Raw genomic sequence first — 22,142 nt, 5'->3', positions numbered from 1 at the left:
CGCTGAATCTGGGATATAATTCGGACCAGCGACGCACACCCTTTGCGGGCGCCTGGACAACTTATCGAGGTTTCGACCATGTCGGATCTAGACCGTAACTACGCCTCTCCGTTCGGCCGTGCCGGCGCGCGTGACACCGCTGCCGTGGACGCCGGCCTGCGCTCCTACATGCTGCGCATCTACAACTACATGACCATCGGTCTGGCCATCACCGGCTTCGCTGCTCTGGGCGTGTATATGGGCGCCGTCACCGACGCCTCGAATGCCGTGGCGCGGGTCGGTTCGACCCATCTGTCGGCGTTCGGCTATTACATGTTCGCCAGCCCGTTGAAGTGGGTCTTCATCGCCGCCCCGCTGGTGATGGTGTTCGCCATTTCGTTCGGCATCAACCGCCTGAAGCCGGCGACGGCCCAGATGCTGTTCTGGGTGTTCGCGGCGCTGATGGGCGTCTCGCTGTCGTCGATCTTCCTGGTCTACACGCACACCTCGATCGTGCGCGTGTTCTTCATCACCGCGGCCTCGTTCGGTGCACTGAGCCTTTACGGCTACACCACCAAGCGTGACATGACGGGCATGGGCTCGTTCCTGATGATGGGCCTGTTCGGCATCATCATCGCGAGCATCGTGAACATCTTCGTCGCCTCGTCGATGCTTCAGTTCATCGTCTCGGTGGTCGGCGTGCTGATCTTCGCAGGCCTCACCGCCTACGATACCCAGCGCCTGAAGAACGACTACATCTACGGCTACGCCTCTCAGGGCGGTGACATCGCAGAACGTGCGGCCATCACCGGCGCACTGTCGCTCTACCTGAACTTCATCAACCTGTTCACGCTGCTGCTGCAGCTGCTCGGACAGAAAGAGTAAGTTCGGCGCATCGCCAGACAAGATCGAAGCCCCGGCCAAAAGCCGGGGCTTTTCTTTTGCGCGAGCCGCTTTTACGGTTCCCGTATGCCCGAGATCGACATTCGTGCGGCGACGCCCGCAGACCTGCCCGCCATCACTGCCATCTATGAAGAAGCGGTCCTGCATGGCACCGCGACGTTCGAACTCGACCCGCCGGATCTCGCCGAAATGACCCGGCGCTATGAGGCGCTGTCCGGTGGCGGCTTCCCCTATTTCGTGGCCGTCGATGGCGATCAGGTGCTGGGCTATGCCTATGCCGGCCCGCATCGGCCGCGGGTGGCCTATCGATTTACCGTCGAGGATTCGATCTATCTAGCACCAGCGGCGCAGCGCCGTGGCGTCGGCGGCAGGTTGCTCGCGGCGCTGATCCTGGCCTGTGAGGCGAAGGGTTTTCGGCAGATGGTGGCGGTGATCGGCGACAGCGCCAATGCCGGATCCGTCGCCGTTCATCGCAATGCCGGCTTCCAGATGATCGGCACGCATCCGGATGTGGGCTTCAAATTCGGCCGCTGGCTCGACACCATCTCGATGCAGCGGGCGCTGGGAGATGGCGCGACGACGGTGCCTTAGCGCCTGTTCGTAGCCTGGATGGAGCGCAGCGTAATCCGGGATTCAGAGCCTCAATTGAAACGCCGGTCCCCGGATTGCGCTGCGCTCCATCCGGGCTACAGGCGCAGACCTCACACCACTGCCAGCTTCCGGTCGATCACCAGCAGCACGCGATCGAGTTCGTGGCCGCGGCGGAGGATCATGCCAGTGGCCGAGATCACGCTATACATGCCTTGCTTGCGGGCCAGCCGCGGATCCTTCTCGATCCGGTAAAGCGGCACTTCCGACGCCCGGCGAAACACCGAGAACACCGCGCGATCGCGCAGGAAGTCGATGGCGTAATCGCGCCATTCGCCGTCCGAGACCATACGTCCGTAGAGATTGAGGATACGGCTGAGTTCAAGCCGATTGAAGCTGACGACAGGCGCCGGGGCCGCGCCCGTCGCCGCGCGATTCTCGCTGGGGTCATTGTCTCCCGGAATCACATGCATGCGGCGCCTCCTGTCACATCACTTACATGATTGCGCCGTCCGCCATTCGCCGCAAGACCCGATTGAAACGTCTCAGTGGTAGAAAATTCCCGTCACAGGAACGTCAGTCGAATCTTATTGCTGCCCGAATTTGGCCCATCGGACGCCGTTGTAAGTTGCGACAAGAGGATACTGCGTCGGGTCCGGTTCTTCCGGTCTCGGATTCCTCAGCCCCCAGCCCCCGCGGTCGTTGGGATCGGACCCTGCGCAGAGACTAGATTAATCCCCACTGGGCCAACGCAAGTTGGTCCTTTTCTTTTTGGGGGATGCCTCCAGCTGCGGAACGCGTAGGCGATTGTCTTCTCCGTCATGCCCGGCGCACGCCGGGTATCCACGCTTTGACCAGAGCAAAGACGTGGATGGCCGGGATCAACCCGGCCATGACGAATGATAGGGCTAACTCTTGTTGTAACTACTGCAGCGACGCGATCGCTGCGCCGCGCATCGCGCCCGGCTTGTCGCGGGTGCCGTCCTGCACATAGACGACAGCCGTATCGACGCCGTCGCGCGAGACGTTCTCGAGCGGCAAAGTCCATTGCGCCGCGCTGCCGTTCCAGTCGCCGACCTTCAGCCAGTTACGCACGACATTGTAGTAAGTGAGCTGCTTGCCGCGATTCTCGCCGCGACCAACGGTGATAGGCACTGCTTTCGATACCGAGCAGATCCACACTTCGCCATGTGCCGTACCCGGCGCGTGGCTGGATGCCGCGACGGAAACATGCACATGCTTACCGGAAACCGACACCGAGACCGGGACCGACATCACGGGGCCGCGCTTGGTATCGCTGATCGCATCTTCAATGCGGCCGACATCGCTGCCGATCACCTGTGTCGCGCCATTGATCACGGCCTGCGGCGTGTAAACGTCACGATCGCCGCGCACCTGGGAGTAGGCTTTCTGGCGCGCACTAAAGCGCGAGTCGGCCAGCGTGTCCTTCCAGCCGAGATAGTCCCAATAATCGACGGGCATGCTGAGTGCGATAACCGACGGATCCTTGGCGAGATCACCGATGATCTTGTCCGCAGGTGGGCAAGATGAACAACCTTGCGATGTGAACAGTTCGACCACTGCGCGTGGCTGCGCCAGTGCGGATTGACAAAAGGCAATATGACCGAAGGCGACGGCGATGCCGAGAGCCCCAGTCCATCGCGATGTGTCACGGAGAGATTTCATTAAGACTTGCCGCGCTCGAAGTTGGACACATGACAGGTGGACACCTGTATGTGCCGCTCGATGGGGGGCGTAAAACGCACATGCCTGGAACTAAGAAGGCGGCTCTTCTTAAGCCGCCTTCCAATCACCTGCCACTCACTTCGAGGTGAGGCACGACGTCACAGTTGTCGCGGGTTATGCCGCCAGCTGGCGCAGCACGTAATGGAGAATGCCACCGTTACGATAGTATTCCAGCTCATCCAGCGTATCGATGCGGCAAAGCAGTGTTTCCTTATGGATTTTGCCGTCGGCCATCGTGATTTCCGCCACCATCTGCTGGCGGGGCTTGATCTCGCCGGTCAGGCCACGAATCGTCACCTGCTCGCTACCCGTGAGGCCGAGCTTCTTCCACGATGAACCATTCTCGAAGGTCAGCGGCAGCACGCCCATGCCGACCAGATTGGAGCGGTGGATACGCTCGAAGCTCTCGGTGATGACTGCGCGAACGCCGAGCAGACGCGTGCCCTTCGCGGCCCAGTCGCGCGATGAGCCATTGCCGTATTCGGCACCGCCAAAGATCACCAACGGCACCTGCTCGGCCTGATACTTCATCGCGGCATCGAAGATCGACATCGCTTCACCGTCTGGATAGTGCTTGGTCATGCCGCCTTCCGGCACGTTGCCATCGGCGCCCTGCATCATGAAGTTCTTGATGCGGATATTGGCGAAGGTGCCGCGCATCATCACTTCATGATTACCGCGGCGCGTGCCGTATTGATTGAAGTCGGCCGGGCGCACCTGATGCTCGGACAGATACTTGCCGGCGGGCGAGGTGAGTTTGATCGAGCCGGCCGGCGAGATGTGGTCAGTGGTGATCTTGTCGCCGAACAGCGCCAGGATACGCGCGCTGACGATGTCGGTGGTCGGCTCCGGCTCCTTCTTCATGCCTTCGAAGTAGGGCGGGTTCTGCACATAAGTGGAGCCCATGTTCCACTTATAGGTCTCGCTCTCGACCGTCTTGATCTTCTTCCAGTTGGCGTCGCCTTCGAAGACATTGGCATACTTCTTCTTGAAGATCGTCGAGGTGACGTACTTCTTGATGATCGCGTTGACTTCCTGCGAAGTCGGCCAGATGTCCTTGAGGAAAACGGGTTTGCCATCCTTCCCTTCGCCGATCGGCTCCACCGCGAGATTCTTGGTCACCGTGCCGGCGAGGGCATGGGCGACGACCAGCGGCGGCGAGGCGAGGTAGTTCGCCTGCACGTCCGGCGAAACGCGGCCTTCGAAATTGCGGTTGCCCGAGAGTACTGCGGCAGCGACGATGCCGTTATCGTTGATCGTCTTCGAAATCTCTTCCGGCAGCGGGCCGGAATTGCCGATGCAGGTGGTGCAGCCGAAGCCGACGAGATTGAAGCCGACCTTGTCGAGATCGAGCTGCAGGCCGGAATCGGCGAGATAGCCCGCGACGACCTGCGAGCCCGGCGCCAGTGAAGTTTTCACCCACGGCTTGGCTTTCAAGCCCTTGGCGACAGCGTTGCGGGCGAGCAGGCCGGCAGCGACGAGCACGCTCGGATTCGAGGTGTTGGTGCAGGAAGTGATGGCGGCGATGACGACGTCACCATGGCCGAGATCGAAATTCTTGCCTGCGACCGGGAAACGCTCGGCGGCGTTGGGCTTCTTGTATTCATTGGCAAGCGCGTTGGCGAAGCCATCCGCAATGGCCGGCAAAGCGACGCGTCCTTCCGGGCGCTTCGGACCAGCCATCGATGGCACGACATCACCGAGATCGAGCTTCAGCGTTTCGGTGAACACCGGATCCGGCGACTTGGCGGTGCGATAAAGTCCCTGCGCCTTGGAATAGGCCTCGACCAGTGCAACGCGCGCAGCCTTGCGGCCCGATGTCTTGAGATAATCGAGGGTGGCGGCATCGACGGGGAAGAAGCCGCAGGTGGCGCCGTATTCGGGCGCCATATTGCCGATCGTCGCCTTGTCGGCAACCGACATGGCATCGAGACCGGGGCCGTAGAATTCCACGAATTTGCCGACCACGCCCTGCTTGCGCAGCATCTGGGTGACGGTGAGCACGAGGTCGGTGGCGGTGACGCCTTCCTTGAGCGCGCCGGACAGCTTGAAGCCGACCACATCGGGCAGCAGCATCGATTGTGGTTGGCCGAGCATCGCGGCTTCCGCCTCGATGCCGCCGACGCCCCAGCCGAGCACGGCGAGACCATTGACCATGGTGGTGTGCGAGTCGGTGCCGACCAGCGTGTCGGGATAGGCGACCTCGAACGTGCCGGTCTTTCGACCGACCTTCATCTTCTGCTTCTTGGTCCAGACGGTTTGGGACAGATATTCGAGATTGACCTGATGGCAGATGCCGGTGCCGGGCGGCACGACGGAGAAGTTGGAGAAGGCGCTCTGGCCCCACTTCAGAAACTCGTAGCGTTCCTTGTTCTGCTTGTACTCTTCAGCGACGTTCTTGCCGAAGGCCTTGTTGTCACCGAAGAAGTTGACGATCACGCTGTGGTCGATGACGAGATCGACCGGGACCAGCGGGTTGATCTTCTTCGGGTCGCCCTTCAGCGCCTGCATCGCGTTGCGCATGGCGGCGAGATCGACCACCGCGGGGACGCCTGTGAAGTCTTGCATCAGAACGCGGGCGGGGCGGAATGCGATTTCATGCTCGAGCTTGCGCTTCCTGGCCCATTTCGAGAAGGCGAGGATGTCAGCCTTCTTGACCGTGCGGTCGTCTTCGTTGCGCAGCAAGTTCTCGAGCAGGATCTTCATCGAATAGGGCAGCTTCGAGATGCCGGTCAGGCCGTTCTTCTCGGCCTGGGGCAGGCTGTAATAGACATAGGTCTTGGTGCCCACCTTGAGGGTCTTGCGGCACTTGAAACTGTCGAGTGAGGTCATGAGAGAGGGTCCCAATCCAGTTGAAACACCCCGAGCAGGGTGTTGAACACCATCGGTGGAGAAGACCGTTCGGTTGCCGCGCCGATTGTGTGCTGCATCAATTCCCGGCTTATAGAATCTTTCTAGACTTGCTGCCACACCGACAATCGTTTTGCAGCCCTGCGAAATGATGCAACAACGCGTGACTTCTGAACCAAATCAGTAGGCTATGGACATAGTGACGATGCGGCTTGCCGGCCAGGGATTGCGATGCATACGTGCGGGCCGTGAGGTGTTTGCGGGACTCGATTTCGAGGCGAGCGCGGGCGAGGCGGTGGCTGTGGTTGGCGCCAATGGCGCCGGCAAGACATCGCTGCTGCGGCTGATCGCCGGGCTGATCGCGCCGGCGGGCGGCACGATCGCGCTGGAGGGCGGTGACGCCGAGCTGAGTGTGGCCGAGCAGGCCCATTATCTCGGCCATCGCGATGCCCTGAAGCCCGCACTGACCGTGACGGAAAACCTTGGTTTCTGGGCGGAGTTCCTCGGCGGCGTGGCCACCGCGCCGGCCGCGGCGCTGGAAGCCGTCGGTCTCGGCCATGCCATCCATCTGCCGGCCGGTTTCCTCTCCGCCGGCCAGCGCCGACGGCTGTCGATCGCCCGGCTGCTGACCGTCAAGCGTCCGATCTGGCTGCTGGACGAGCCGACCTCGGCATTGGACATGGGCAGCCAGAAGGTGTTTGCCGGGTTGATGACCGCGCATCTGGCTGATGGCGGCCTGATCATGGCGGCGACGCATACGCCTCTCGGGATCGCGGCGCGGGAGTTGCGGATCGGGGGCGTGGCGTGAGCGCTCTCGGTTCTTTGATCCGCCGTGATATTCGCATCGCGCTCCGCGTGGGCGGTGGCGCGCTGATCGGCGTGCTGTTCTTCCTCACCGTCGTGGTGCTGATGCCGTTTGCCATCGGCCCCGATCTCAACCTGCTGGCCCGGCTCGGCCCCGCCATCCTCTGGCTCGGAGCCCTGCTGGCCAGTCTCCTGACGCTCGATCGCCTGTTCATGGCCGATCACGATGACGGTTCGCTGGACCTCATCCTGATGAGCCGCACGCCGCTGGAGCTCACCTGCGCCGCCAAGGCGCTCGCCCATTGGCTGGCGGCCGGCGTGCCACTGGTGGTGGCGACGCCGGTGCTGGGCCTGTTGCTGAATCTCGATGGCTCGGCCACCGCGGCCGTGGCGCTGACGCTGCTGGTCGGCACCCCCGCGCTCACTTTCACGGGCATGATCGGTGCGGCACTCGCCGTGACGCTGCAGCGCGGCGGGCTGTTGCTGGCGGTGCTGGTGCTGCCGCTGTCGATCCCGGTGCTGATTTTCGGCGTCGCGGCGTCGAATGCGGCCATCGTCGAGCAGGGGACGATGTCATTTTCGACACCGTTCTCGATTCTCTGTGCGATTTCGCTGGCAAGCCTGGTGATCGGACCATTTGCCGCTGCCGCAAGCCTGCGTCATGGCATGGATTGACCTCGATCAATCCATGGCAACGAAAAATGAATGAGAATAAGTTGCATTGACCGCGGACTTGTTTGCTATTTTGGCCGCGCCAAGTGGAAGTGCCATGACGCTGACTGAACTCGCCAATCCGACCCGGTTCCTGTCCCTCGCAACGCGCGTTTTGCCGTGGTTGGCGATGCTCACCGCCGTGCTGCTGGTATTCGGCCTGTATCAGGCTGCGCTGGCGCCTGATGACTATCAGCAAGGCGCCACGGTCAAGATCATGTTCATCCATGTGCCCAATGCCTGGCTCGCGATGTTCGTCTGGGGTGTCATGAGCGTGGCCTCGCTGGGCACGCTGGTCTGGCGCCATCCGCTCGCCGATGTCGCGGCCAAGGCCGCCGCGCCGATCGGAGCAGCTTTCACCTTTCTCGCCCTCGTCACCGGCTCGCTATGGGGCCGTCCGATGTGGGGCACCTATTGGGAATGGGACGCCCGGCTCACGTCGGTGCTGATCCTGTTCCTGATGTATCTCGGCCTGATCGCGCTGTGGCGCGCCGTCGAAGATCCGTCGCGCGCCGCGCGGGCTGCAGCCGTGCTGACGCTGGTTGGCGCCATCAATATCCCGATCATCAAGTTCTCGGTGGACTGGTGGAACACGCTGCATCAGCCGGCCTCGGTGATCCGCATGGCGGGCTCGGCGCTCGACAAGTCCTTTCTCACGCCGCTGCTGATCATGGCGGTGGCGTTCTCGCTGCTGTTCATCACGCTGCATCTTGCGGCCATGCGTAACGAAATCCTGCGTCGCCGCCTGCGGTCGCTGCAGATGCTGCAAGCCTCGAAGCCGGTGGCGCTGCCATGATGTCGCTCGGTCCCTACGCCTCCTTCATCATCACGTCCTATGTGCTGGTTGCGGCCGTCGTTCTGCTTCTCATCGTCTGGATCGCCATCGATCACCGCCGCGTCCGCGCTCGCCTGCATGCGCTGGAGCAAGCAGGCGTGGGGCGCCGCTCCGGCCGCGGTGCCACGGATCTGAAATGAGCGACGTGACGACCACAGCTCCGAAGCGCCGTTGGGTGCTGGCTCTGCCGCTGGTGATCTTCGCCGCGCTGGCCGCCTTGTTCTGGTTTCGCCTCGGCGCCGATCCGCAGCGCTTGCCGTCGGCATTGATCGGACGCCAGGCGCCGCAGACCGTCTTGCCCGCGCTGCAGGGACTGAATGAAAAGGGCGTGGCGATTCCCGGTCTCGATCCCGTAGCTTTCATGGGCAAGGTCAGCGTCGTCAATGTGTGGGCGTCGTGGTGCGTGCCCTGTCACGACGAGGCACCGATCCTCACCGAGCTCGGCAAGGATACACGGCTGCAACTGGTCGGAATCAACTACAAGGACAATGCCGATAACGCCCGCCGCTTCCTCGGTCGTTACGGCAATCCGTTCGGCATTGTCGGCGTCGATAGCAATGGCCGCGGCTCGATCGAATGGGGCGTCTATGGCGTGCCCGAGACCTTTGTCGTCGGCCGCGACGGCAAGATCGCCTACAAGCTTGTGGGTGGTATCAATCAGGACAATCTCGGCAAAGTCCTGATGCCCGAGATCGAGAAAGCGCTGAAGGCCGGCAGCTAGCCGAAAGTCGCAGCCTTACTATCAAAATAATTTTCAGCTTTTATCTGCGGTTCATTTTGGCGCCACGGCGCCGCCATGAATGAGCATCTCAATCGGTTTGTTACTTAACTGTCCTGGAGGGACAAACCGATGCGCACTTTCAAACTTGCTACTCTGACTGCTGCCGCTCTCTCGCTTGCCGTGCTCGCCACTGCGCCGTCGATGGCGCAGACGGTTCAGCCTGCCACACCTGCCAGCAAGATGGCGCCGGTTGCCGCGCCGAAGGCTGCAGCGCCGGCTGCAACGACAGGTGCCGCATCGGCGAAGACCGATCTCGTCGATATCAACTCCGCGACGCCCGAGGTGCTGGAAGCGCTGCCGGGCATCGGCAAGGCCTATTCGGCGGCCATCGTCAAAGGCCGGCCGTATAAGGGCAAGGACGAACTGGTGCAGAAGAAGATCGTGCCGGAAAAGACCTATGACGGCATCAAGGATAAGGTGATCGCGAAGCAGAAGAGCTAAGCGATTCATCCCAACGGAAACGCACTGGTGCTTCCCCACCAGTGCGTTTTCTTTTGCGACATCAGCCGTCGAGCACGCAGTCCTTCACGGCATCGCCGAGTGCCGCGAAATCTGCCTTGCGCGGCGATGTCTTGCGAAACGCCAGGCCGATGGTGCGGCCGGGCTGCGGATTTTCGAGCCTCAGGAATTTGACGCGGGTGTCGCGCTGCTCCACATCGGCGGCGATCTGCGGGATCAGCGTCACGCCATAGCCGCTCGCCACCATCTGGATCACGGTGGAGAGCGATGACGCAGCGAAGGCCGTGCCAGCCGCGGTGATGCCGCCACGCGCGGTGGCACAGAAGGCGAGGGCCTGGTCGCGCAGGCAGTGGCCGTCTTCCAGCAAGATCAGACGGCTCTGGTCGATCTCCGATGCCTTGATGCGTTGCTCGATGGGCCGCGCATCATTCGCCGGCACGGCGAGCAGGAACGTGTCGTCGAACAGTTTGAGCGTTTCGATCTCGGTCTCGGCGAGTGGCAGCGCCAGCATCGCCGCATCCAGCGTGCCGCTCTTCACATCATCGATCAGTTGCCGCGTCTGCGTCTCGCGCAGCTCCAGCCGCAATTCCGGAAACTGTTTTTGCAACGCCGGCAAGATTCGCGGCAGCAGATAGGGGGCGAGCGATGGAATGACGCCGAGCGTCAGCCGTCCCGTCAGCACGCCGCCGCGATGCCGCGCGAAATCCACGAGATCGCGCGAGGCCGCCAGGACATCCTCGCCGCGTCGCGCCACTTCGCGGCCGACATCCGTGAGGATGACTTCGCCCGGCCGTCGCTCCACCACCTGCACGCCCAGCGTCCGTTCGAGATCGCGAATCTGCATCGACAGCGCCGGCTGGGTCACGGCGCAGGCTTCGGCGGCGCGGCCGAAATGGCCGTGCTTGGCGAGGGCGGAGAGATAGCGGAGCTGGCGCAGGGTGATCATTCTCAATCAGATAAACTGATCGAGCTCCTAAGACAATTCGACTGGACCTGATCTAAGAAGTCTTCCAATCTGTCGTCACGAAGATCCGCCATGGTAGGCGCTCGCCTGCCGCGAAATTCGTCAGGCAATTGAAAAGATACAGCTTTTGGAAAATTGAGCGGTTTTGACGCGGCGATCGATGTCGCCGCGGCTGCTCCCAGCCAACGGCCGAAGGAGAACGAGATGAACGACAAGAGCGATGGCGCCGGCAAGTGCCCGGTGGTGCATGGTGCCAAGGGCGCCAAGGGTCCGAACAATGCCGGCTGGTGGCCGGAGCATCTCGATATCGGCGTCCTCCACACCAATCATCCCTCGGCGGATCCGATGGGCGATGCCTTCAATTATGCGAAGGAATTCGAGAGCCTCGATCTCGATGCCGTCATCAAGGACCTCACGGCGCTGATGACCGATTCGCAGGACTGGTGGCCGGCGGACTTCGGTCACTATGGCGGGTTGTTCATCCGTATGGCCTGGCACTCGGCCGGCACCTATCGCATCACCGACGGCCGCGGCGGCGCCGGACAGGGCCAGCAGCGCTTCGCGCCGCTGAATTCGTGGCCCGATAACGTCAATCTCGACAAGGCCCGCCGCCTGCTGTGGCCGATCAAGCAGAAATACGGCCGCAAGATCTCCTGGGCCGACCTGATGATCCTGACCGGCAACGTCGCGCTGGAATCCATGGGCTTCAAGACCTTCGGCTTCGCCGGTGGCCGTGCGGACGTGTGGGAGCCGGAAGAGCTTTATTGGGGCCCGGAAGGCACCTGGCTCGGTGACGAGCGCTATAGCGGCGAGCGCCAGCTCTCGGAGCCGCTCGGCGCCGTGCAGATGGGCCTCATCTACGTCAATCCGGAAGGCCCGAACGGCAATCCCGACCCGCTCGCCTCGGCCCGCGACATCCGTGAGACCTTCTTCCGCATGGCGATGAATGACGAAGAGACCGTGGCGCTGATCGCCGGCGGCCACACCTTCGGCAAGACCCATGGCGCCGGCGATCCGTCGCTGGTCGGCGTGGAGCCGGAAGCGGCTGCACTCGAAAACCAGGGCCTCGGCTGGGTCAGCAAGCACGGCACGGGCATCGGCACCGACGCGATCGGTAGCGGTCTCGAAGTGACCTGGACCTCGACGCCCACCAAATGGAGCAACAACTTCTTCTGGAACCTGTTCGGCTATGACTGGGAGCTGATGAAGAGCCCGGGCGGCGCACATCAATGGCGTCCGAAGCATGGCGCCGGTGCCAACAGCGTGCCGGATGCGTTCGACAAGAACAAGCGTCACCAGCCGACGATGCTGACCTCGGATCTCGCGCTGCGTTTCGATCCCGAATACGAAAAGATCTCGCGCCGCTTCTACGAGAACCCGGACGAGTTCGCGGACGCCTTCGCCCGCGCCTGGTTCAAGCTGACCCATCGCGACATGGGTCCATTCGTCCGCTATCGCGGCAAGCAGGTGCCGAAGGAAGAACTGATCTGGCAGGACCGCATCCCGGCCAATGACAATCCGGATCTCGGTGACAAGGACATTGCCGATCTCAAGGCGAAGATCCTCGCTTCCGGCCTGTCGGTGTCGGAGCTGGTATCGGCGGCCTGGGCCTCGGCCTCGTCGTTCCGCGGTTCGGACAAGCGCGGCGGCGCCAATGGCGCGCGTATCCGTCTCGCGCCGCAGAAGGACTGGGAAGTGAACCAGCCGCAGCAACTCGGCAAGGTTCTGGCCAAGCTCGAAGCGATCCAAAAGGAGTACGGCAAGATTTCGCTGGCCGACCTCATCGTGCTGGCCGGCAATGCAGGTATCGAGAAGGCCGCGAAGGACGCCGGCGTCTCGGTCACCGTGCCGTTCGCCGGCGGCCGTGGCGACGCGACCGAAGCGCAGACCGATGTGCAGTCCTTCGCCCCGCTCGAGCCGCGCGCCGATGGTTTCCGCAACTACGTCAACGGCAAGAAGACGCAGTTCATGAAGCTGGAGGAAGCGCTGGTCGATCGTGCGCAGCTGCTGACGCTCACCGCGCCGGAAATGACGGTGCTGGTCGGTGGTCTCCGCGTCCTCGGCGCCAATGCCGGCGACAGCAAGCACGGCGTCTTCACCGAGAAGCCGGGCACGCTGACCAATGACTTCTTCGTCAACCTGCTCGACATGGGCACGGTGTGGGCGCCGAATGGCGAGAGCACCTATGAAGGCCGTGACCGCAACAGCAATGCGGTGAAGTGGACCGCGACCCGCGTCGACCTGATCTTCGGCTCGCACGCGCAGTTGCGTGCCATCGCCGAAGTCTATGGCTCGGGCGATGCCAAGGAGAAGTTCGTGAAGGACTTCGTCAAGGCCTGGACCAAGGTGATGAACGCGGATCGCTTCGATCTCGCGGAGAGGCCAAAGCTGCTGCAGGCTGCTGAATAAGCGGCGATTGCCGGACTAACAATGAGCCCTCGCGACTATGTCGCGGGGGCTTTTTTCTTCCCTCTCCCGCTTGCGGGGGAGGGTGGCGCGAAGCGCCGGGTGGGGGCAGCCACAAGCGATGTCACGTGGGCGCCCCCACCCCGGCCCTCCCCCGCAAGAGCGGGAGAGGGGGCAGCTCTGTCAGTGCTGGCCGCCCGTCTTGCACCCGTCATCGAATCCCCGCAGAACTATCTCCTCCAAAACGGGAGGTCGCCGATGATGAAGCTCTACTGGTCGCCGCGTTCGCGATCGTTCACTGCTCTGTGGCTGATGGAAGAGACCGGCGTTCCCTATGAGCGCGTGCTGATCGACATCCAAAAGGGCACGCAGCGCACGCTGGAATTCCTTGAAGTCAATCCGATGGGCAAGGTGCCGGCGCTGCAGGACGGCGAAGCCACCATGGCGGAAGCGGCCGCGATCTGCACTTATGTGGCCGAGCGCTATCCCGACGCGAAGCTTGCGCCCGATCTCGGCGATTCCCATCGCGCCAAATATCTCTACTGGCTGTTCTTCGCGCCGAGTTGCATCGAGCCGGCGATCGTGCAGATCGCCACCAAGGTGGAGATGAACACGGTTGCCGCCGGTTGGGGCGATGCGCAGCGCGTGTTCGATGTGCTCGAAGCCGCGCTGGAAGAGGGGCCGTGGATTCTCGGTGAACAATTCTCGGCCGCCGACATTGCCATCGGCTCCGGCCTGAATTTTGCGATCCGGCTGTTCAAGATGGTGCCGACGCGCCCGGCCTTCGATCGCTATCTCGATCGCTGCGCCGCGCGACCTGCGTTTCAGCGCGCAGAGGAATTCGCGTCGGGCGAGAAAGAGTAGCTCGCGGTCTCGATCGTCACGACATACTCGTTGTCATCGCCCGGCTTGATGTATGGCCCGGAGACATGGGTAACGGGTGTTCGGAGACATAGGTAACGGTTTTCATGTTGCCTCGTTGCGCAGATCGATGGAAGCGATCTGATGGGCTCCGAAGAAGACACCGAACGCGCCATCGGTGGCGAGCGGCCGGATGGCCAGTAGCTCGCCGCCAAAAGCTTCCGGCATCCGCCAGCGCTTTTTACCAAATCTGAACTGAGCCTTGTGCCGGCTCGCCCGGCGCACGATCGTGCCCTCGTCATAGTCTGGCTCCCGCAATTGGCCTGGCATGGCACGAGTGCTCGGTCGGTAGCGGTTCGCCGGCACGTCGTAGCCGAGCGCTTGGTGCGGCCGCTCGGCATTGTAGACATGCCGCCAGCGGTCGAAAGCCTGCTGCATTTGTTGGGTGGTGCGATAGGTCGCCATCGACAGGACTTCGCTCTTGAGGGTGCGATGGAAGCGTTCGTTCTTGCCCTTGGTCTGCGGGTGATACGGGCGGGCATAGATGACATCGACGCCGAGCTTGAGCAGCCAGACGCGCAGCCGCGTCCACCTGACTTCAGAGCAGGTGCCCCACGGTACGCCGTTATCGACCAGAAACGCCTGCGGCAGGCCGTAGCGCCGGAAGCAGCCGATGAGATGCTGCTGCACCGTATCCTGCCGCTCATTGCTGCAGGCCTGAAGGCACAGCGCATAGCGGGAATGGTCGTCGATCATGGTGAGTGGATGGCACATCCCCTCACCGAGCGGGAAGCGCCCCTTGAAGTCCATCTGCCACAGATCGTTGGGAGCCGGATGCTCGAAGCGCGTGTAGTGCGACGGCTGGTTAGGAGCCGGCACACGGTCGTGCCGTGCCAGCATGGCATGCACCGTCGAGGCGGCCGGCAGGCTTGCTTGCCGATCGTCGAGCCGGCGCCGGATCTTGCGCGCGCCCCAGGCCGGATGCGCATCGCGTATCGCCAGCACAGCGGCTTCGACCTCCAGATCGCTCCGCTTGGGCGAGACATGGGGCCGGCGCGATTGATCCTGTGCCCACCGGGCTTCAGTGGTTTGGGCACGGGCCAGCCATTTATAGCCGGTCTTCGGGCTGATCTGGAAACGGCGGCACAGTTCCCGCCGATTGACGTCCGGCTGCTGAAACAGCCGAACGAACTCCATTCTCTGATCCATGTGTGACACCTCGCGCCAAGGCATGCCGGCCTCCTCAAGCCATCCATGCCGACGATGTGTTACCCATGTCTCCGAACGGGTGTTACCTATCTCTTCGGGCCGTACACTTGACCGGGCGATCCAGTATGCTCTGTCAGAGTGTGGCTACAAATGTGGGTGTCTACTGGATCCCCCGCTTTCGCGGGGATGACAACCGGAACGTGGTGATAGCCAGACCGTTAAGGCCGAAGCCTCACGCATCCAGGCGCTTGAACACCAGCGTCGCATTGGTGCCGCCGAAGCCGAACGAGTTCGACAGCACGGCGCCGAGCTTGGCATTGTCGATGCGCTTGCGTACGATCGGCATGTCGGCAAACACCGGATCGAGTTCGGTGATGTTGGCGCTCTCGCAAATGAAGCCGTTCTGCATCATCAGCAGCGAATAGATCGCTTCCTGCACGCCGGTGGCGCCGAGCGAATGGCCGGTGAGCGCCTTGGTTGCGGAAATCGGCGGAGACTTGTCGCCGACGCCGAACACGTTGCGGATCGCCTGCATTTCCGGCGGATCGCCGGCCGGGGTCGAGGTCGCGTGCGGATTGATGTAGTCGATCTTGATGCCGCCGGTGGTCGCCAACGCCATCTTCATGCAGCGCTCGGCGCCTTCGCCGGATGGCGCGACCATGTCGTAGCCGTCCGAGGTCGCGCCATAGCCGATGATCTCGCCATAGATTTTCGCACCGCGCGCTTTCGCGTGCTCAAGTTCTTCCAGCACCAGCACGCCAGCGCCGCCGGCGATGACGAAACCGTCGCGATTGACGTCATAGGGGCGCGAGGCGGTGGCCGGCGTGTCGTTGTATTTCGACGACATGGCGCCCATGGCGTCGAACAGCACCGACAGCGACCAGTCGAGTTCTTCACAGCCGCCGGCAAACACCACGTCCTGCTTGCCCCACTGGATCATTTCATAGGCGTTGCCGATGCAATGATTCGAGGTCGCACAGGCGGACGAGATCGAATAGTTCACGCCCTTGATCTTGAACCAGGTCGCGAGCGTGGCGGATGCCGTAGACGACATCGCCTTCGGCACGGCAAATGGGCCGACGCGCTTGGGGCCCTTGCTGCGGGTGATATCGGCGGAATCGACGATGGTGCGTGCCGACGGGCCGCCCGAGCCCATGATGATGCCGGTGCGTTCGTCAGAGACTTCAGCGGGCGACAGGCCTGAATCCTGGATCGCCTGCTCCATGGCGATGTGATTCCAGGCGGCGCCTTCGCCGAGGAAACGCATGGCGCGGCGATCGACGACATCAGCTGGATTGATCGTGGGCGCGCCCTGCACCTGCGAGCGGAAGCCAAGCTCCGCATGTTTCTCGGCACGCGTGATGCCAGACTTTGCCTCGTGGAGGCTCGCAAGCACTTCCTGCGTGTTGTTTCCGATGGATGAAACAATGCCCATCCCGGTGACGACAACCCGTCTCATGATCGTCTCGCCCTTTGAACTAACGTTGTTGTGGACTTGGCGGTCTCCCCCTCGGACACCGCCGTGAATCGCAGTGGTTAGATTACGTTCCCGACTGCATTGCGGCGGCGTCCTGCTTGAACAGGCCGACCTTCAAATCCTTTGCCCGATAGATAATCTCGCCATCAGCCGAAAGCGAGCCGTCGGCAATGCCCAGCCACAATTTCGAGCGCATCACGCGCTTGACGTCGATCGTGTAGACGACCTTTTTGACACTGGTCAGAACCTGTCCGGTGAACTTCAGATCGCCGAGGCCGAGCGCGCGGCCGGGGCCGATGCCGCCGGACCAGCCCAGGAAGAAGCCGACCATCTGCCACATGGCGTCGAGGCCAAGGCAGCCGGGCATCACCGGATCGTTCTTGAAGTGGCAGGCGAAGAACCAGAGGTCCGGATTGACGTCCAGCTCGGCCTGAATGAATCCCTTGCCATATTCACCACCGTCTTCAGTGATGGTGGTGATGCGATCGAACATCAGCATCGGGGGCAATGGCAGCTGGGCATTGCCCGGTCCGAACAGCTCGCCGCGGCCGCAAGCCAGCAGGTCTTCGTAGGTGTAGCTGTTCTTTTTGTCCTTGAGCATACCGCGCTTTCTGGGTCCACTGCTGTCTAGCGGCTGACTTTAACCAAGAAAGCCGGTATAGAATTGTTCCAAATTACACGGGAACCTGTCCCGGTGTGGGGCTCTCTATCATACGCCCATGAGGCGGCAAAGCGGCGTATCGCCCGCTTTTAACGGCATATTTGCGCTTCGGCGCTGTGCTGCAATGCACGGTTCCATGCCCAGACCGCGCTAGTTGCGAAAATCTTGCATCTGGAGCCCTCTGTTTTTATATTATTGGGGAATTTCCGAGTAGAATTGCGTGGAAGTGATGGGATTACCGACGTGGATATGAGCGACAGCATTTCGACGATGGACGACGCAACCGCGGTTGCCGAAATCAATCATGGCCGCCAGCCGGCCCTGACTGGTTGCCCGTGGCATGACGTCAACGAGATGCTGCAGTCGGTCGGCCTGCGTCCCACCCGTCAGCGCATGGCGCTGGGTTGGCTGCTGTTCGGCAAGGGCGCGCGCCATCTCACCGCTGAAATGCTGTATGAGGAAGCCACCCTGGCCAAGGTGCCGGTGTCGCTGGCGACCGTCTACAACACCCTGAACCAGCTCACGGATTCGGGCCTGCTCCGCCAGGTCAGCGTCGATGGTACGAAGACCTATTTCGATACAAATGTGACGACCCATCACCACTACTATTTCGAGAACAACCACGAACTGGTCGATATCCCGAACCAGAACCTCGTTCTGACCAAGATGCCGGAAGTCCCCGAGGGCTTCGAAATCAGCCGCATCGATATGGTCGTCCGTTTGCGCAAGAAGCGCTAGGCGCGACTGAGCCCATCATCATCGCATCGTGGCCGGGCATGTCCCGGCCATCTTTGTTTCCGGACCGTTATTTGCTGCGCACGCGCTTTGCAGGCGTCGGTTGCGTCTGAACCGCGGCGGGCATCGTCGCCACGATGGCATGCGCGAGCGCGCGTCCAACGCATTCATAGCCATCGGCAGAACTGTGTAGCCCGTCCCAGCTTGTCAGGGCCGTCACCGATACACCGCCTTCGACCGTGCGCCGCATGAGATTGAAGCGCGAGAACAGCGGCACATTTTCGTGCCGGGCGGCTTCAATGATGCTCTCCTGCATCTTCGTGTAGTTCGATGCCAGAATGACCGGGGCGTATTGCTGGTCCATCAGGATCACATCGGCTCCCGTGGCCTTGAGCTGCCGGATGCCGTCGGTGATCCTGCCGGTGAGGCTGTCGGCGCTGTGCAGCCAGGTGATGTCGTTGGTGCCGATCTGCCAGATCACCAGATCCGGCTTGTGCGCGGCAACGTCCCGCGCAAAGCGGGCGATATTGCCGGGGATCGTATCGGCGTTGCGGCCGCTATTGATGAGTTCGACCGACAGGCCGGGCCTGAGTTGCTGCAACTCTGCCTTCAGCCGTCCGGGATAGGTACGCGTGGCGTCCGATTGCCATAGGCCCAGCGTCGATGACGACCCGATCGCGACGACGCGCAATGGGCCGGCACCGGTCAGTATGGTCGAGGTGCGAGGAAGGGGCGCGGGGTCGGTCAGGCGCTGATCGACCGCCAGACAGGCCTCGACCGGCGACCGTGCGAATGCGGTATGGGGTGCGACAGCGAGAGCGATGGCCAGGAGGCCGGCGCGCATCCGTTCAGTTGACCTTCTCGTCCGCATAGACGCCCCACAAGCGCTGCTGCTCGATCCAGCCGTCGAAGCCGGCGCCGACCACACGGCACCAGCCGTCGCGGCAACGCTTCACTTGCGCCACGACACCCGCCTGCAGCCGCGCAGCGACGGCGCTTTTCGGATTCGGGTCGTCATAGATCGAGGCCAGTTCGTCCTTGTGCTTCATGGTCACCACCGCAGTGCGGCGGCCGGACAGCAGCGAATGATAAACCCAGCCTTCGGCACCTTCGGAATCGCGGACGCGGCGCCAGTTTTCGAATTCGGCGGTGATTTCCACCGGCAGTCCGGAACGGGTATAGACCCAGGACACGTCATTATCCTTGGTCGGGCCGCCGCGAACATTTACATGGTCCGATTTCAAGCTGACATAACGGGGCACGGGAAGCCCGCTGGCACCGAGCGGGACGTCCTTGGCGGCGACGGCCGGATCACTGGCCATGACTATCCCTGCGATCGCCAATGCCGCATACGCACAACGCCCGAACGCCATTACCCCCACCTCAACCCATTCCATCATCACTGCGCCGCACGCGACCGCTGGGTTCTTGTTTCGGCCCGGTCTTCTGATAGAGAGGACCGAGGCCTCAAGACACCCGGCAAGCACCGGTAAGTGTCGGGGAACCCGAGGAAACGTTGAATTCGCGCGGCTGCGGGAGTTTCGAACAACCGGGTTAATGCGGACTGAACGGACCAGCTAAAGCGCGGGTGAGCAGGATATGTCGGTGAAGAAGAAGCCTCTCGTCGTCGTCACCCGCCGCCTGCCGGATTCCATCGAGACGCGGATGCGCGAATTGTTCGACGCGCGCCTCAATGTCGATGATGTGCCGATGACGCAGGAGCAGCTTGCCGAGGCGATCCGCACGGCGGATGTGCTGGTCCCCACCGTCACCGACGAGATCACCAAGGACCTGCTCGACCAGCCCGATTGCAAGGTCAAGCTGATCGCCAATTTCGGCAACGGCGTCGACAATATCGACGTGTCCGCCGCACAGGCGAAGGGCATCACCGTCACCAACACGCCCAAAGTGCTCACCGAAGATACGGCCGACATGACCATGTCGCTGATCCTCGCTGTGCCGCGCCGGCTGATCGAGGGCGCCGCGATCCTCACCGAAAGTCGGGAGGACTGGCAGGGTTGGTCGCCGACCTGGATGCTCGGCAAGCGGCTTGGCGGCAAGCGCCTCGGCATCATCGGCATGGGCCGTATCGGCCAAGCCGTCGCGCGCCGCGCCAAGGCGTTCGGTCTGCAGATCCACTATCACAACCGCAAACCGGTCGCGCCCGTGATCGCCGATGAACTCGGCGCCACTTATTGGGACTCGCTCGACCAGATGCTGGCGCGCATGGACATTATCTCGGTGAACTGCCCGCACACGCCGGCCACGTTCCACCTGCTATCCGCGCGTCGCCTCAAGCTGATCCGCAAGGACGCCTATATCGTCAACACTGCGCGCGGCGAGGTGATCGACGAAGAGACGCTCACCAAGCTGATCGAAAGCGGCGACATCGCCGGCGCCGCACTCGACGTGTTCGAGCACGAGCCTGCGGTCAATCCGAAGCTTGTGCGTCTCGCCAAGGCTGGCAAGGTCGTGCTGCTGCCGCATATGGGCTCGGCGACAGTGGAAGGTCGTGTCGAGATGGGCGAGAAGGTCATCATCAACATTCGCGCCTTCCTCGACGCGCACAAGCCGCCGGATCGCGTGCTGCCGAACATGCTGTAATCTTGTAGCCCGGATGGAGCGAAGCGTAATCCGGGATTCAGAGTATCAGCATATCGCCGGTCCCCGGATTGCGCTGCGCTCCATCCGGGCTACGAACTCTACTTCAACCGAAACATCAGATAGCTCGCCTTGCGGCCCTCGCGGGTCGCCTTGCGGCCGTAGCGCGTCATCGTGTAGTTCGGCCATGGCAGCCGCCAATCATCCGCGCGTTCGGCAAGCCACACGAAGGCCGGCGATCGCGTCACATGCCACAGCGTCCAGGCGACATAGCTCTCGATGTCGCAGACGAAACGAAATTCACCCTTCGGCACCAGCACCCGAACCATTTTTGCAAGCGTGGCGTCCTGCACGAAGCGGCGCTTCCAGTGCTTCTTCTTCGGCCAGGGGTCGGGATGGATCAGGTCGATGCGCTTCAGCGATTGCGCCGGTGCCCAGTCGAGCAGTTCGGCGGCGTCTCCGGCAACGAGGCGGATATTCTTGATATTCTGCGCCTCGATCTGCACCAGGATCTTGGCCATGCCGTTGATATAGGGCTCGCAGCCGATGAAGCCGATATCGGGATGCGCAAGCGCTTCCGCGACGAGGTGCTCGCCACCGCCAAATCCGATCTCGAGGCGGACATCGCGAATATTCGGTTTGAATAGCGTGCACAGATCCGCGGGCGCTGGATGTGCAATGTCCACGGACAGGCGCGGCAGCAATGTCGCCATCAGGTCGGACTGATGGTCGCGCAGCTTGTGGCCCTTGCGGCGTCCGAAGAAGGAGCCCGTATAGCGTCTGGATTCGTCGTCGATGATGTCGTCAGTCGTCATGGCGGGGTGATAGCGCCGAAATGCGTACGGCGCCATCGCGACGATGACGAATACCGACCATGAGAGCGAGAGAATGGAGGGTGGGCAAAAGGCGCGCTTGCGCCGTGCCCACCCTACAAGTCAGCGTGCTTAATTGGCTTCCGTGGCTTCGCGGGCGGCGATTTGCTCGACGAGGTCGACGATGCTGCGGCGGAGCTTGGTATCCGAAATGCGTGTGAAAGCACGGGTCAGTGCGAGGCCTTCAGAAGTCGCAAGGAAGTCGGACACGTAAGTGGGCGATGAGGCCTCGCCGAAGCCGTTTGCGGTTTCGATCGCGCCGGGGCCGCCTTCGAACAGGAACGAGACCGGCACCTGCAGGATTTCTGAAATCTGCTGCAGACGGCTGGCGCCGACGCGATTGGTACCCTTTTCGTACTTCTGCACCTGCTGAAATGTCAGACCAAGCGCTTCACCCAGCTTCTCTTGACTCATGCCCAGCATAATACGGCGCATGCGCACACGGCTGCCGACGTATTTGTCAACAGGATTGGGCGCTTTCGTCGACATCTCAACTACTCCTGGTCACGCATCATGGAAGACGGAGCACGGATACTGTCCGTCAAGAGAGGGTCGGCTTCGTTGCCGATCCAGCGGTATTTTAATAGATTTTCTTGTGTGCGCAAATTTTCCTAAATCGGAAAATTCATGCTGGCGGTATTATAGTCTCAAATACTGACAAACATAGCTAGATGAAAAAGGCATCGAGAACGCATTTTGC

Annotated in this window: 22 protein-coding genes and 1 pseudogene; 12 read left to right on the top strand and 11 right to left on the bottom strand. The window is 62.1% G+C overall.

What is annotated here, in order from left to right:
• Nucleotides 1–78 precede the first annotated feature (78 nt).
• Together RPMA_RS00375 and RPMA_RS00370 are read left to right on the top strand one after the other, a co-directional pair.
• Nucleotides 79–864 (top strand): Bax inhibitor-1/YccA family protein, encoded by a 786-nt coding sequence (locus RPMA_RS00375; protein WP_211910985.1) that lies wholly within the window; start codon nucleotides 79–81, stop codon nucleotides 862–864.
• Nucleotides 865–948: 84 nt separating this feature from the next.
• The gene (locus tag RPMA_RS00370; protein ID WP_211910984.1) at nucleotides 949–1,473 is read left to right on the top strand and encodes a GNAT family N-acetyltransferase; all 525 of its coding nucleotides are present in this window, start codon (nucleotides 949–951) and stop codon (nucleotides 1,471–1,473) included.
• Nucleotides 1,474–1,583: 110 nt separating this feature from the next.
• Here RPMA_RS00370 and RPMA_RS00365 read toward each other — a convergent pair whose 3' ends face one another.
• The 3 genes from RPMA_RS00365 to acnA form a co-directional block, all read right to left on the bottom strand.
• Nucleotides 1,584–1,943 carry a DUF2794 domain-containing protein gene (locus RPMA_RS00365; protein ID WP_211910983.1) on the bottom strand — a complete coding sequence of 120 codons (360 nt, stop codon included), beginning with the start codon at nucleotides 1,941–1,943 and terminating at the stop codon, nucleotides 1,584–1,586.
• A gap of 451 nt (nucleotides 1,944–2,394) precedes the next feature.
• Nucleotides 2,395–3,156, bottom strand: coding sequence for a DUF1223 domain-containing protein (locus tag RPMA_RS00360; RefSeq protein WP_211910982.1), 762 nt, complete (start codon nucleotides 3,154–3,156; stop codon nucleotides 2,395–2,397).
• Nucleotides 3,157–3,330: 174 nt separating this feature from the next.
• The gene (acnA, locus tag RPMA_RS00355) at nucleotides 3,331–6,048 is read right to left on the bottom strand and encodes an aconitate hydratase AcnA (RefSeq protein ID WP_211910981.1); all 2,718 of its coding nucleotides are present in this window, start codon (nucleotides 6,046–6,048) and stop codon (nucleotides 3,331–3,333) included.
• Between the two features lie 223 nt (nucleotides 6,049–6,271).
• On the opposite strand from acnA, the gene ccmA reads away from it, so the two are divergent.
• From ccmA to RPMA_RS00325, 6 genes are all read left to right on the top strand, one after another.
• A complete protein-coding gene (gene ccmA / locus RPMA_RS00350) occupies nucleotides 6,272–6,874 on the top strand; it encodes a heme ABC exporter ATP-binding protein CcmA (RefSeq protein WP_211913360.1) in 603 nt (200 codons plus the stop codon).
• Nucleotides 6,871–7,545: a heme exporter protein CcmB gene (gene ccmB, locus RPMA_RS00345; RefSeq protein ID WP_211910980.1), complete on the top strand. Its 675-nt coding sequence runs from the start codon at nucleotides 6,871–6,873 to the stop codon at nucleotides 7,543–7,545. The genes ccmA and ccmB overlap by 4 nt, the downstream gene beginning before the upstream one ends.
• A gap of 94 nt (nucleotides 7,546–7,639) precedes the next feature.
• Nucleotides 7,640–8,377: a heme ABC transporter permease gene (locus RPMA_RS00340; RefSeq protein WP_211910979.1), complete on the top strand. Its 738-nt coding sequence runs from the start codon at nucleotides 7,640–7,642 to the stop codon at nucleotides 8,375–8,377.
• Nucleotides 8,377–8,556 (top strand): heme exporter protein CcmD, encoded by a 180-nt coding sequence (gene ccmD / locus RPMA_RS00335; protein ID WP_211913359.1) that lies wholly within the window; start codon nucleotides 8,377–8,379, stop codon nucleotides 8,554–8,556. The genes RPMA_RS00340 and ccmD overlap by 1 nt, the downstream gene beginning before the upstream one ends.
• Nucleotides 8,553–9,137, top strand: coding sequence for a DsbE family thiol:disulfide interchange protein (locus RPMA_RS00330; RefSeq protein WP_211910978.1), 585 nt, complete (start codon nucleotides 8,553–8,555; stop codon nucleotides 9,135–9,137). Before ccmD ends, RPMA_RS00330 begins: the two co-directional genes overlap by 4 nt.
• A gap of 129 nt (nucleotides 9,138–9,266) precedes the next feature.
• On the top strand, nucleotides 9,267–9,638 hold the full coding sequence (locus RPMA_RS00325; RefSeq protein WP_211910977.1) for a ComEA family DNA-binding protein: 372 nt from the start codon (nucleotides 9,267–9,269) through the stop codon (nucleotides 9,636–9,638).
• A 61-nt stretch (nucleotides 9,639–9,699) separates the two neighbouring features.
• Here the strand turns inward: RPMA_RS00325 and RPMA_RS00320 are convergent, their stop codons facing one another.
• The gene (locus RPMA_RS00320) at nucleotides 9,700–10,602 is read right to left on the bottom strand and encodes a LysR substrate-binding domain-containing protein (RefSeq protein WP_211910976.1); all 903 of its coding nucleotides are present in this window, start codon (nucleotides 10,600–10,602) and stop codon (nucleotides 9,700–9,702) included.
• A 222-nt stretch (nucleotides 10,603–10,824) separates the two neighbouring features.
• Between RPMA_RS00320 and katG the strand changes: the two genes are divergently transcribed.
• Both katG and RPMA_RS00310 read left to right on the top strand, forming a co-directional pair.
• A complete protein-coding gene (katG, locus tag RPMA_RS00315; RefSeq protein ID WP_211910975.1) occupies nucleotides 10,825–13,029 on the top strand; it encodes a catalase/peroxidase HPI in 2,205 nt (734 codons plus the stop codon).
• A 255-nt stretch (nucleotides 13,030–13,284) separates the two neighbouring features.
• Nucleotides 13,285–13,890: a glutathione S-transferase family protein gene (locus RPMA_RS00310; protein WP_211910974.1), complete on the top strand. Its 606-nt coding sequence runs from the start codon at nucleotides 13,285–13,287 to the stop codon at nucleotides 13,888–13,890.
• A 16-nt stretch (nucleotides 13,891–13,906) separates the two neighbouring features.
• Here the strand turns inward: RPMA_RS00310 and RPMA_RS00305 are convergent.
• From RPMA_RS00305 to fabA, 3 genes and pseudogenes are all read right to left on the bottom strand, one after another.
• Nucleotides 13,907–15,120: pseudogene (locus RPMA_RS00305) on the bottom strand (IS481 family transposase).
• A gap of 208 nt (nucleotides 15,121–15,328) precedes the next feature.
• The gene (gene fabB / locus RPMA_RS00300; RefSeq protein ID WP_211910972.1) at nucleotides 15,329–16,555 is read right to left on the bottom strand and encodes a beta-ketoacyl-ACP synthase I; all 1,227 of its coding nucleotides are present in this window, start codon (nucleotides 16,553–16,555) and stop codon (nucleotides 15,329–15,331) included.
• 82 nt (nucleotides 16,556–16,637) lie between these two features.
• Nucleotides 16,638–17,174 (bottom strand): bifunctional 3-hydroxydecanoyl-ACP dehydratase/trans-2-decenoyl-ACP isomerase, encoded by a 537-nt coding sequence (fabA, locus tag RPMA_RS00295; protein ID WP_211910971.1) that lies wholly within the window; start codon nucleotides 17,172–17,174, stop codon nucleotides 16,638–16,640.
• 330 nt (nucleotides 17,175–17,504) lie between these two features.
• Here fabA and irrA point away from each other — a divergent pair, with 330 nt between their 5' ends.
• Nucleotides 17,505–17,972, top strand: a complete 468-nt coding sequence (irrA, locus tag RPMA_RS00290) for an iron response transcriptional regulator IrrA (RefSeq protein WP_305849015.1) — start codon at nucleotides 17,505–17,507, stop codon at nucleotides 17,970–17,972.
• 67 nt (nucleotides 17,973–18,039) lie between these two features.
• On the opposite strand, the gene RPMA_RS00285 is transcribed toward irrA, so the two are convergent.
• Both RPMA_RS00285 and RPMA_RS00280 read right to left on the bottom strand, forming a co-directional pair.
• Nucleotides 18,040–18,813, bottom strand: a complete 774-nt coding sequence (locus tag RPMA_RS00285) for an SGNH/GDSL hydrolase family protein (protein WP_249225494.1) — start codon at nucleotides 18,811–18,813, stop codon at nucleotides 18,040–18,042.
• 4 nt (nucleotides 18,814–18,817) lie between these two features.
• Nucleotides 18,818–19,342 carry an SH3 domain-containing protein gene (locus tag RPMA_RS00280; RefSeq protein WP_211910969.1) on the bottom strand — a complete coding sequence of 175 codons (525 nt, stop codon included), beginning with the start codon at nucleotides 19,340–19,342 and terminating at the stop codon, nucleotides 18,818–18,820.
• A 226-nt stretch (nucleotides 19,343–19,568) separates the two neighbouring features.
• Here RPMA_RS00280 and RPMA_RS00275 point away from each other — a divergent pair, with 226 nt between their 5' ends.
• Nucleotides 19,569–20,573, top strand: coding sequence for a 2-hydroxyacid dehydrogenase (locus RPMA_RS00275; RefSeq protein WP_211910968.1), 1,005 nt, complete (start codon nucleotides 19,569–19,571; stop codon nucleotides 20,571–20,573).
• Nucleotides 20,574–20,671: 98 nt separating this feature from the next.
• Here RPMA_RS00275 and trmB read toward each other — a convergent pair whose 3' ends face one another.
• Both trmB and RPMA_RS00265 read right to left on the bottom strand, forming a co-directional pair.
• Entirely contained in the window at nucleotides 20,672–21,385 is a 714-nt protein-coding gene (gene trmB / locus RPMA_RS00270) for a tRNA (guanosine(46)-N7)-methyltransferase TrmB (RefSeq protein ID WP_211910967.1), read from the bottom strand.
• Between the two features lie 129 nt (nucleotides 21,386–21,514).
• Nucleotides 21,515–21,931, bottom strand: coding sequence for a helix-turn-helix domain-containing protein (locus tag RPMA_RS00265; RefSeq protein ID WP_211910966.1), 417 nt, complete (start codon nucleotides 21,929–21,931; stop codon nucleotides 21,515–21,517).
• Nucleotides 21,932–22,142 lie beyond the last annotated feature (211 nt).

Source organism: Tardiphaga alba (genome assembly GCF_018279705.1).
GTDB lineage: Bacteria > Pseudomonadota > Alphaproteobacteria > Rhizobiales > Xanthobacteraceae > Tardiphaga > Tardiphaga alba.
The sequence above is the reverse complement of the archived record's forward strand: the minus strand, read 5'-3'. Positions and strand labels throughout refer to the sequence as shown.